The sequence below is a fragment of the Flavobacterium sp. genome, from assembly GCF_043720215.1.
Taxonomy (GTDB): Bacteria; Bacteroidota; Bacteroidia; order Flavobacteriales; family Flavobacteriaceae; genus Flavobacterium.
The window spans coordinates 1-11643 of record NZ_JAYSSZ010000127.1 but is presented as its reverse complement, the minus strand read 5'-3'; the positions used below and the strand labels follow the sequence as shown (position 1 = coordinate 11643).

General features: G+C 31.9%; 8 protein-coding genes. 3 read left to right on the top strand and 5 right to left on the bottom strand.

Features of this window, described 5'->3' with window-relative positions:
• A partial coding sequence (locus ACHZC3_RS06100) for an ATP-grasp domain-containing protein (protein WP_394758989.1) occupies positions 1 to 599 on the bottom strand: 599 nt, incomplete at its 3' end.
• Positions 600 to 852: 253 nt separating this feature from the next.
• Here ACHZC3_RS06100 and lysA point away from each other — a divergent pair.
• Positions 853 to 2058 carry a diaminopimelate decarboxylase gene (gene lysA, locus ACHZC3_RS06095; RefSeq protein WP_394758988.1) on the top strand — a complete coding sequence of 402 codons (1206 nt, stop codon included), beginning with the start codon at positions 853 to 855 and terminating at the stop codon, positions 2056 to 2058.
• A gap of 53 nt (positions 2059 to 2111) precedes the next feature.
• On the opposite strand, the gene pafA is transcribed toward lysA, so the two are convergent.
• Complete coding sequence (gene pafA, locus ACHZC3_RS06090; protein WP_394758987.1) at positions 2112 to 3749, bottom strand: alkaline phosphatase PafA; 1638 nt, start codon at positions 3747 to 3749, stop codon at positions 2112 to 2114.
• Positions 3750 to 3934: 185 nt separating this feature from the next.
• Between pafA and ACHZC3_RS06085 the strand changes: the two genes are divergently transcribed.
• Positions 3935 to 5959: a CotH kinase family protein gene (locus tag ACHZC3_RS06085; protein ID WP_394758986.1), complete on the top strand. Its 2025-nt coding sequence runs from the start codon at positions 3935 to 3937 to the stop codon at positions 5957 to 5959.
• On the opposite strand, the gene ACHZC3_RS06080 is transcribed toward ACHZC3_RS06085, so the two are convergent.
• From ACHZC3_RS06080 to mnmA, 3 genes are read right to left on the bottom strand one after another with little or no spacing between them, the layout of a single operon-like run.
• A complete protein-coding gene (locus tag ACHZC3_RS06080) occupies positions 5949 to 6887 on the bottom strand; it encodes an NAD(P)H-dependent flavin oxidoreductase (protein ID WP_394758985.1) in 939 nt (312 codons plus the stop codon). The genes ACHZC3_RS06085 and ACHZC3_RS06080 overlap by 11 nt on opposite strands.
• A gap of 18 nt (positions 6888 to 6905) precedes the next feature.
• A complete protein-coding gene (locus ACHZC3_RS06075; protein ID WP_394758984.1) occupies positions 6906 to 8543 on the bottom strand; it encodes a S8 family serine peptidase in 1638 nt (545 codons plus the stop codon).
• 55 nt (positions 8544 to 8598) lie between these two features.
• Positions 8599 to 9786: a tRNA 2-thiouridine(34) synthase MnmA gene (mnmA, locus tag ACHZC3_RS06070; protein WP_394758983.1), complete on the bottom strand. Its 1188-nt coding sequence runs from the start codon at positions 9784 to 9786 to the stop codon at positions 8599 to 8601.
• A 130-nt stretch (positions 9787 to 9916) separates the two neighbouring features.
• Here mnmA and ACHZC3_RS06065 point away from each other — a divergent pair, with 130 nt between their 5' ends.
• Positions 9917 to 11551 (top strand): PEP/pyruvate-binding domain-containing protein, encoded by a 1635-nt coding sequence (locus ACHZC3_RS06065; RefSeq protein ID WP_394758982.1) that lies wholly within the window; start codon positions 9917 to 9919, stop codon positions 11549 to 11551.
• Positions 11552 to 11643 lie beyond the last annotated feature (92 nt).

The following is an 11643-nucleotide window of genomic DNA, read 5'->3' as shown; positions in this document are numbered from 1 at the left end:
GAACCTACGTAAGCTTTGTACAAAGCATCAATAAACTGAACCATTTCTTTGAATGCATTTCCAGAAAGACCTAAATTAAAGGCAATTCTTCTAGCTTGGAAACCTTGCAAACCAACAGTTGGATCAATTTCTTCATTAAAAATCAAATGTGGCGTGTGTTCTGCAACTTCTTCAATATCCATTCCACCTTCAGTAGAATACACAATCATATTACGACCAGTTGCTCTGTTTAAAAGAACTGACATATAAAATTCTGAAGTTTCGCTTTCCCCAGGATAATATACATCTTCAGCAACTAAAACTTTATGCACTTTTTTTCCCTCAGGTGGTGTTTGTGGCGTAATCAATTGCATTCCTATAATTTGTTCAGCAATTTCTTCAACTTGTTGCAAGTTTTTGGCAAGCTTTACTCCTCCTCCTTTTCCACGTCCACCAGCGTGAACTTGGGCTTTTATAACATGCCAACCTGTACCAGTTTCGGCAGTTAATTGTTTTGCAGCAGCAACAGCTTCTACAGGATTATTGGCAACAATACCACGTTGTATACGTACACCGTAGCTAGCTAAAATTTCTTTTCCTTGATATTCGTGTATATTCATAATGAAGTTTTTGACTTTTTAAAGTGCAACAAAAATAATAAATTCTAAACAATATTGGTAATGATTTTGCTTTTTATTTGAAGCTATTTCCTGCTGTACACTATATCTTTTGTCACGCAAAAAAGCGAGACAAAAGGATGCCGTTCCCATCTGGGCTAGGAGCTTTTACTTAAAATAGTTACTTTTATTAAAAAACGAAAGTTTTTGGCATCCTAAAAATTCATAATTTTACCGTTCAAAAAAAATAATTTTAATGGAATCTCAACAATTACTTTCAGTAGCAGAAGAATTTGGCAGTCCGCTTTATGTGTATGACGCAGGAAAAATTCAATCACAGTACCAACGTTTAACAAATGCTTTTTCTAAGGTAGAAAAATTACGCATCAATTATGCTGTCAAGGCATTGTCAAACATTTCTGTTTTAAAGCTACTGAAACAGATCGGTTCTGGACTTGATACGGTTTCCATTCAAGAAGTAAGACTAGGTTTGCATGCTGGTTTCACACCAGGCAAAATAATTTATACACCTAATGGAGTTTCTATGGACGAAATTGAGGCAGTAGCCGCATTAGGTGTTCAAATTAATATCGATAACTTATCTATTTTAGAGCAATTTGGGACAAAACACCCACAAATACCTGTTTGTATTCGTATAAATCCTCATGTAATGGCTGGTGGAAATTCAAATATTTCGGTGGGACATATCGATAGTAAATTTGGCATTTCAATACATCAATTGCCACATATATTAAGAATTGTAGAAAACACAAAAATGCATATTAATGGTATTCATATGCACACTGGTTCGGATATTTTAGATATTGAAGTGTTTTTGTATGCTTCAGAAATATTATTTGATACTGCAAAACATTTTAAAACATTAGACTTTATCGATTTTGGGAGTGGTTTTAAAGTACCATACAAAAAAGGAGATATAGAAACTGATGTGGAAGAATTAGGTAGAAAATTATCTAAAAAATTCAATGCTTTCGAAAAAGAATACGGCAGATCATTGACCTTAACTTTCGAACCTGGAAAATTTCTTGTGAGTGAAGCAGGTTATTTTTTAGCAAAAGTAAATGTTGTAAAACAAACCACTTCAACCGTATTTGCTGGAATAGATTCGGGTTTTAATCACTTGATTCGTCCTATGCTTTATGGTTCGGAACATTATATCGAGAATATTTCTCATCCAAAAGGAAAAGAGCGTTTTTATTCGGTTGTTGGATACATTTGCGAAACAGATACATTTGCCACAAATCGAAAAATTTCGGAAATAAAAGAAGGTGATATTTTGAGTTTTAGGAATGCAGGTGCTTATTGCTTTTCGATGGCTTCTAATTATAACTCACGTTACAAACCAGCTGAAGTATTATGGAAAGATGGTAAAGCACATCTTATTCGTGAGCGAGAAACTTTTGATGATTTGCTAAAAAATCAAATTATGATTGAAGTATAAAAAAGAAAATCCCAAAAAAATATTTTTGGGATTTTTTTTAACTGACAAAATAATTATTTTTTATCTAATACTTCCAGTAAAACCTTACTTTCGGTTCCGTTTGGCATAGCTATTTTTATTTTTTGAGCAATTGTGGGTGCAATTTGTGTAATTTCTTTTTTATCGTGAGTTTCTCCTTTTTTTATGTTCCATCCATAAAAAATACAAGGAACATGAGTATCATAACTATAGGTTGTTCCATGCGATGTCCCCGTTTCTCCATACTCAATATATCCTGGTTTATCTAAAATAATAAGATCTCCTGACTGAGTAGGATCATATCCTTTTGCGATAAAATCTAAATGATAATCACTTCCTGTTGATGCTAGTATCTCTTCTTCAGTATAAACTCTTTTTACATGTTCTTGAGTCATCAAAAATTCTTTAAAGCTTTGTTTTACTTTTACTAAGTCTAATTCTTTGGCTTTAATAATTTCTCTATTAAAAAGTAAATTAAAACTAGAATAGTTAAGTATTAGATTTTCTCCAAAAGTATCTATTGAGTGTTTTTTTAATGATGCTTTAATTTCTGAAGGGTCAACATTCCTTACATTATATTTTTTATCTCTTAAATAATTTACATTTTCAGCCCCTGCATGATCCGCAGTTAGGAAAAGTAAGTAATTATTTTTGCCCACATTTGTATCTAAATAAATTAGAAAATCTGCAATTGTTTGATCTAATCTTAAATAAGTGTCTTGTAATTCGATAGAACGTGGCCCCAAAATATGTCCTATATAATCTGTTGATGAAAAACTAACTGTCAAGAAATCTGTACTATTATCCTTTCCTAATTCTTCTTTTTCTATGGCTTTTTTAGCAAAATCTACTAGTAGATCGTTTCCAAATGGAGTCGATTTAATTATTCCAGCATCTTTCTTTTCATACATATCTTTTAGATTGTAGGGAAAAACTGGTTTCACACCATTTAGTTTACCTTCATACGGATTATCATCTGAAAGGCTTTCGTTGTATGTAGTTATAGGCTTAAGCAAATTCCAACCTTTAGTAATATATGGCAAATAATTTTTCTCGTTATTAAACTGAGTAACCCAATCTGGTAATTTTTCTCCATAAAAACTGCTTGATATAAAAGCACCTGTTTTACTATACCAAAACGCCCAATTTGCAAAATGCCCTGCTGGAAGAATAGCACCACGATCTTTTATACTCATTCCAATAACTTTTCCTTTAAAATTTGTTGCTAATCGCAATTCATCTGTAATAGTTGTAGTCAGTAAGTTTTTCGGAGACATTTTTCCTTCATCTTCTTTACCATCACCAATTGTTTTTACCGATTCATCATCAGTACAATAGATATCTTTACCTGAAGAACGACTAAACCATTCGTTGCTTACAATTCCGTGCATTGCTGGTGTTGTTCCTGTGTATATTGAAGCATGTCCAGGTGCAGTATATGTAGGCATATAATTATAATGCATATTCTGAAAAGTATATCCATTATTCATTAATCGCTTGAATCCATTTGAAGAAAAATCGTCATAAAAACGGTATAAGTATTCCATTTTCATTTGATCTACTACTATACCTATAACGAGTTTAGGTCTTTGAGTTTGTACTTCTTTTTGAGTTTTTTGTGCTTGAGTAGATGTTGATAAGCTAATTATCAAAAGCAATAGTATTTTTTTCATATGCTAATATATTTACACAAAAATACAGTAAGTACAATTGTATACCATTAAATATTGCTTATTTTTTTAAATTCAAATTAATTTTTTACATAAAAAACCTCTTAATCGATAAATTACGAAACTTCATCGACTTTAATTTTTAATTCACAATACTATTCTTAACTTTAGTAGAAATCATAAGGCTTATGAAAAAGATCTACACTCACAAATTACTTATTTGTATAGTATTGATAAGTTATTCATTTCAAGCAAATTCTCAAACATTTACAGATAGCAATTTGCCAATTGTAATAATTAATACTGATATTGACACAAATACTGGTTTACCTCTTGAGATTCTTGATGACCCTAGAATTTTAGCCTCAATGAAAATCATTAAGCATCCTGACGGAACTAGGAACTATATGACTGATGAAAACACAGCAGTTTTTTTAAATTATAACGGAAGAATAAATATCGAAATTAGAGGATCTTCTTCTCAAACTACTCCAAAAAAACCATACGGATTAACAACTTTACAAGCAAATAATACTACAAATAATAATGTAAGTTTACTAGGAATGCCTTCTGAAAATGATTGGATTTTGAATGCTGTATCATTAGACAAATCCCTAATTAGAGATTATTTATGTTATAATCTTTCTAGACAAATGGGAAATTATGCTTCTAGAACAGAATATTGCGAAGTCGTTATAAACGGAGATTATAAAGGATTGTATATTTTGCAAGAAAAAATAAAAGCAGATTCTGGTCGAGTAAATATTTTAAAAATTACAACAGCAGACAATACTTTACCAAACATTACTGGCGGATATATAACTAAAGCTGATAAACTTACTGGTGGAGACCCAATTGCTTGGACAATGGGAGAGACAAATTTTATTCATGAATTACCAAAACCAATTGATGTCACTCCTCAACAAGACACATATATTGAAGGTGAATTTAATAAATTAGCGGCAAACACATACAATCAGTCCCTATTAGACGGTTATACTTCAGTAATTGATGTGCCTTCCTTTGTCGATTTTATGTTGGTAAATGAGCTAGCTTCTAATGCAGATGTATATCAATTTAGCACTTTTTTTCATAAAGACCGAAATGGAAAATTGCGTGCTGGACCAATTTGGGATTTTGACCTTACCTTTGGTAGCACGTTTACAACTCATAGTGATTATGATGTTTGGCAATTTAGTAACGGAAATAGAGTTGGGCCTGATTTTTGGAATGAGCTTACAGATAATGGTACATTTTGGTGTTATTTTACAAAACGATGGGATGAATTAACACAAGTTGGACAACCTTTGAATACTACAAGTTTAAATACTTTTATTGATAATACCGTAAATTATATTAGCGAAGCTACCATTCGAGAACAGCAACGATGGGGTGCTATACCAACACATGCTGCCGAAATTATTTATATAAAAGATTGGCTTACGCAAAGAATAACTTGGATGAATAATAATCTTGGTTCTTTTGCCTCATGTGCAAATGTTGTTACACCGCCATTAGTCATATCTAAAATAAATTATAATCCAGTCATATCTGGTAGTTTTTCTAGTAACGATCAAGAATTTATTGAAATAACGAATACAAACTCTGCAACTATTAACCTTTCTGGGGTGTATTTTAGTCAATTGGGAACAACATATCAATTTCCTTATAATAGTACAATTAGCGGAAATTCGAGTTTGTATTTAGCCGCAAACTCGGTAGTTTTTCAGGCTCAAAATGGCTTTACTCCATTTGGACAATACACTAGAAATTTATCTAATAAATCGCAAAAAATTGTTTTGGCTGATGCTTTTGGTAATATAATAGATACTGTAGAATATTTTGATACTGCTCCATGGCCAACTGCTCCTGACGGAAATGGAAGTTATTTGCAATTGATAGATACCAGTTTAAACAATAATTTAGCTTCCAATTGGTTTGCTAATAATGTAACATTATCAGTACCTAACTTTAATTACTCTAACTCAATAATTGCTATTTACCCAAATCCTGCAAGTAATTTAATCACTATAAATTCTTCAAACACTATCAATAAAATTGAAATTATAGATATTTATGGAAAATTAGTGAAAATAATAACTCTTAATGAAAATGAAATTAAAACTGATATTAGTTCTTTTTCTAAAGGTATTTATTTTATAAAAATTTATGATGAAAACGATATAAAAACTGAAAAATTGATTAAAAACTAGCTATATCTTGTTTTACTTTTTCAAATTCATTGATAATATCTTCAATAATAGTAGCAACTGGTTTTATATCATGAATGAGACCTGCAATTTGACCTATTTCGAGTTCACCTTCAACTAAATCGCCCTCAAACATGCCACGTTTTGCACGAGCACGGCCAAGAAGTGTTTTCAATTCTTCAGGCGTAGGACATTTTGCATACAACTCCTGAACATCATTATAGAATTTATTTTTTATTAAACGAACAGGCGCTAATTCTTTCAACGTAAGTTGTGTACCACCTTCTTCTACTTCAATAATTGTTTTTTTGAAATTATCGTGAGCTGAACTTTCGGTAGAAGCAGCAAATCGAGAACCAATCTGTACTCCATCAGCTCCAAGAACCATGACTGCTAGCATTCCTCTACCAGTAGCTATTCCTCCAGCAGCAATTAGTGGAATAGAAATTTGTTCTTTAACCATAGGAATCAAAGTTAATGTAGTAGTTTCTTCACGACCATTGTGACCTCCAGCTTCAAAACCTTCAGCAACAACGGCATCTACTCCCGCTTCTTGCGCTTTGAGAGCAAATTTTGAACTACTCACTACATGAACCACAGTAATTCCTTTTTCTTTAAGGAAACTAGTCCACGTTTTAGGATTTCCAGCCGAAGTAAATACAATTTTCACTCCCTCATCTACAATAATATTGATGATTTCTTCAACATTGGGATATAACATAGGAACATTAACCCCAAAAGGTTTGTCCGTTGCTTTTTTGCATTTTTGAATGTGTTCTCGCAAAACTTCTGGATACATAGATCCTGCTCCTATAAGCCCTAAACCGCCTGCATTGCTTACTGCAGAAGCTAATTTGTAACCTGAATTCCAAATCATTCCACCTTGAATAATTGGATATTTTATATTAAAAAGTTTGGTTATTTTATTCATTTAAAATTGTTTTGGCAATTAGTTTTTAATTAATTTACCATATAGTGTTTTTTCAGCGGAAGCGATATTGTAGTAATAAATCCCGCCACTTAATGTTTCTAAAGATATTATTTGGGTTTGAGTGTCAATGTTTTTTTGCATAACTAGTTGCCCCAAATTATTATAAAACTTAATCGAAGATCCTATCATAGCATCTGGACTTGAAATAGTAATTTCACTAGTAACCGGATTTGGATACAAATTAAAAATAATTAGATTTTGCTCAGGCAAATTAAGTGCTGTATTTAAAGCCAATTGAAAATCTGGAATCCCATAACCATAATTGTTATTTTGTGTCACAATTGACGTAGCATATCTATCAGCAGATTGCTTTACAAATTGCACAATTTCAGCATTAGTTTTTGTTGGGAATGCAGACCAAAACGAAGTAATTGCACCCGCTAAAATTGGACTAGAAAAAGAAGTTCCGTTAGCAGTTGTTATCGTTCCAGCGGTATTAGAAATGACAGATGCTGTTCCCATAGCCATAAACTCGGGTTTCATTCTTCCATCACCAGTTGGGCCAATAGAACTAAATCCCGATTTCACTTCAGAAGAAGTTACTGAACCTACTGTAACAGCGAAAGTTGCATCAGCTGGAGTTCCTACATGTGGTTCTGTTAAGCTATTTCCTGCATTTCCTGCCGATATGACACATATCATTCCTTTAGAAAAAGCAATATCTACTGCTCTAGATGCGACTGATGTTTGCCCGTTCATTTTAGCGTAAGTGTAACTATGATCAGTATTATCAAAACCAAAATAACCTAAAGAGGAATTAATAACATCTACTCCTAGCCTATCCGCTTCTTCTGCCGCTTCTACCCAATTAGATAATTCTAATACTGTTTCTGGAACAGCATCTTCTGTTATGAAAAGATAATAACCCGCATCTGGAGCAGTACCTACTAAATTAGTAGCATTCCCTCCCATTGTCGACAAAACATTTGTTCCATGAGAATTTCCTGTATAAAAATTGGTAGAATTATTTACAAAATCATAACCTCCCAATATTAGTCCTCTATTACGCAAACTTGCAAATGGAGCAGCTGTATTTACACCTGGAAAACCTGCATCTAAAATAGCCACAATTTTTCCAGTACCTGTATAATTTTGTTGGTGTAAAATATGACAATTTAACATTTGAACTTGAGCCGCAGAATTCCCGTAAGCATAATTAATTTGAGTATCATTTGTGTCTTGCCACTTATTAACTTTACCAATTTTATTTGAAGGCTTAGCAATTCTTCCTCCTGGATTCAGGGAATGGTTAGCATACTGAATATGATCTACAAAAGACAAACCTGATAATGCCGCAATATCTGTTTGCATCCCCCTAACATGAAGCATATTTAACCATTTAGATTTGGCTAAAACGGTAATCCCAGTGGAAGCAGTAATTTGATCTACATAAGGTTGATGTAATGGCGCATCTTTTATATCTAATGCAATTCCTTGTGTTGTTCTTCTATCAAGAGAACGCTGTGTTAATACTGACAATGGATTGCTAAAAAAAGTAGCTGAATTAGGTTTTGCATTAAAGTAAACCCAAGCATCTTCTTGCGAAAAAGCGTTTATTGAAACTATAAGAATTAAAAATAGTATTAGTTTTTTCATGATTTTTAATTTTGGTTAAACCAAAGATACATAAAGAAGATGAAAAACTAAAACTTTAAGAAATTACTCCAGAACCAATTAATTCATCATCAATATGCCAAGAAACAAATTGCCCTTGAGTAATAGCTGATTGTGGCGCTTCGAATTCAACATAGATTCCGTTTTCAAACTGATGTAAGGTAGCTTTTTGCAATTCTTGGCGATAGCGAATACGTGCCATCACTTTCATAGTTTGTCCATTGGCTAAAGCCAAATCTGGACGAATCCAATGAATTTCATCTTTAGCAACGAACAATGCTCTTTTAAATAATCCTGGGTGATTGTGTCCTTGTCCTGTATAAATTGTATTGGTTTCTACATCAGTCGAAATAATAAATAAGGCTTCTTTGGTTCCGCCTACATTCAATCCTTTTCGTTGACCAATAGTAAAATAATGTGCTCCTTGATGTTTTCCTACAACTTTAGCTACATCCGGTGTATATGTGATGTTTTTTGCCTCAAATGCTAATTTATCTTCTATTGAATCAAAATTGATTTCTTTTTGTTTGTAAATATTTTCATTGGCATCCACTTCAAAAATCAAACCATCTTTGGGTTGCAGTTGTTGTTGCAAGAATTCTGGTAAACGCACTTTACCTATAAAACATAATCCTTGCGAATCTTTTTTCTCAGCAGTAACTAATTTCATTTTAGTTGCAATTTCTCGTACTTGTGGTTTTGTAAGTTCACCTATAGGGAATAAAGACTTTGCTAATTGCTCTTGCGATAATTGGCATAAAAAATACGATTGGTCCTTATTGTCATCAACACCTGCAAGTAATTGATAAGTAGTTTTTCCGTTTACTTCAATTTCTCCTTTTCGGCAATAATGTCCTGTTGCAACATAATCGGCACCAAGTGAAAGCGCAATTTTCATAAAAACATCGAACTTTATTTCGCGATTGCAAAGTACATCAGGATTGGGTGTGCGTCCTTTTTTGTATTCGCTAAACATATAATCGACAATCTTTTCTTTGTATTGCTCACTTAAATCGACCGTTTGAAAAGGTATCCCTAATTTTTCAGCAACTAACAAAGCATCGTTGCTATCCTCTAACCAAGGACATTCGTTCGAAATGGTAACGGAATCGTCATGCCAGTTTTTCATAAATAGACCTATCACTTCATAGCCTTGCTCTTGCAATAAATAAGCAGCAACACTCGAATCGACACCCCCAGAAAGACCTACAACAACACGTTTCATAAAACTTGAATTAAAAATGCAAAGGTAGAAAGATTTATGATTCATTTTTAAATATTTCATCACTTAAAATAATATAACTATAAGTTAAAATAATCAAATATTAACTACTTTTAGTTCTTAAATCATTCAAATGAATAGACTCTATTTCACAATAATCCTACTTTTAACGATAGTTTCAACACAAGCACAAAGCTATGTTTTATCTATTTCTAATTATGAAACTTATAAATCATTAAAAGGAAAACCTTTATCTGATAAGTTCTCGAATATCGAATCCGTAAAAATAATATATAGCATCCAAAATCAGAAAACGTACTTTTTTAATAGCACAACAATACGTCTTCACTATGATTTTGTTACTAATTACTTGGGGTATGATAAAGGTTTAGAAAAATTTAACTCTGATAATTATAGCGATATTGAGAAAAACAGAGAGTTCTTAATAGGAAATCTTAATCACATAAAAGGTACCGATAAATGGATTCTTGAACTCGCTGCTTCAGATCATATGCCTGTTGCTTCAATTGAGAAATTTTATAAATTAGTAGAAACAAACACTTTTATTGGAAAAAAATTAAGCTTTTATTTAAATAATCGTGAACATTTAAATTCATACAATCAAAATAAATTTAAAATTCCTTGTGTGAAATCTGATTATATTTTTAATGAATTAAAATACCAAGAAGTTGTTTCAGGAAGAAATATTGGAATTTTAAAACAATACAAAATCAAAGATTTAGATTCAATAATTCCAAAATATAACGAGATTATTATCTTAGACGGAACACCAGAAACTTTACCAAATGTAAAAGGAATTATTGTAAACGAGCTTCAAACACCCTTAAGTCATCTTGTTATTTTGGGTAAAAACAGAAAAATTCCGATTATGGCATACACCGATGTTTTGAATGATTTAAGAATAAAAAAACTATTGAATAAAAAAGTAGAACTTAAAATTGAATCCGATACTTTCTACCTTAAAGAAACTAGTAAAAAAATACTTCAGCAAAAAGTTTTTAAGAAAAAGAAAAAACTAACACTCGAGATAAGTGTAACTAATGTTGTCGATTTGAATAAAATTTCAAAAAATGGAATCAATTTTATGGGTGCTAAGGCACAGAATTTATCTTATCTAATCGCTATTTCTAAAGATAATTCGTTTAGAGTCCCTGAATGCGCAAATGCAATTCCGTTTTCTTTTTATGTGAAACATATTCAGAAAAAATCTATTTATCCATTAATAAATGAACTTTTAAACTACAAATACACAGATTCTACAAAATGGATAAACAACCAGTTACAGAAGATTAGAAAAGCAATTAAAAAAGAACGTATTGATGAATTATTAATTAGTAAATTGAATGAAAAATTAGGAAGCCAGAACCAGTTTAAAAATTTTCGTTTCAGATCATCAACCAATGCTGAGGATATTGAAGGCTTCAATGGTGCTGGTTTATATGAATCTAAAACTGGGATTTATGGTGACTCGATAAAATCGTTTGAAAAAGCTATTAAGCAAGTTTGGGCAAGTGTTTGGAACGAAAGTTCTTATTGGGAAAGAGAGCTATTTGGTATCGACCAGAAAAATATTGCTATGGGAGTTTTAGTACATAGAGCTTTTCCTGATGAATTAGCTAATGGTGTTGTGATTACAAAAAACTTATTCCGAGATAACTTTAGCGGAATCACCGTTAATGTTCAAAAAGAGGAGAATTCTGTTGTAAAGCCCAATAAAGGAGAAATTTGTGAGCAATTTTCTATTTAGTCACTCCTTAAAAAGAGCTGTTTTTAATTTCCACAAAAATAAGAATATTATTATCAGGATAGAAGTTGAACAATTTATTAAGCCAAAAAATA

Bases quoted from the DNA above. Each gene is read 5' to 3' on its own strand.
- lysA (WP_394758988.1), top strand. From the start codon at position 853: ATGGAATCTCAACAATTACTTTCAGTAGCAGAAGAATTTGGCAGTCCG.
- pafA (WP_394758987.1), bottom strand. From the start codon at position 3,749: ATGAAAAAAATACTATTGCTTTTGATAATTAGCTTATCAACATCTACT.
- ACHZC3_RS06085 (WP_394758986.1), top strand. From the start codon at position 3,935: ATGAAAAAGATCTACACTCACAAATTACTTATTTGTATAGTATTGATA.
- ACHZC3_RS06080 (WP_394758985.1), bottom strand. From the start codon at position 6,887: ATGAATAAAATAACCAAACTTTTTAATATAAAATATCCAATTATTCAA.
- ACHZC3_RS06075 (WP_394758984.1), bottom strand. From the start codon at position 8,543: ATGAAAAAACTAATACTATTTTTAATTCTTATAGTTTCAATAAACGCT.
- mnmA (WP_394758983.1), bottom strand. From the start codon at position 9,786: ATGAAACGTGTTGTTGTAGGTCTTTCTGGGGGTGTCGATTCGAGTGTT.
- ACHZC3_RS06065 (WP_394758982.1), top strand. From the start codon at position 9,917: ATGAATAGACTCTATTTCACAATAATCCTACTTTTAACGATAGTTTCA.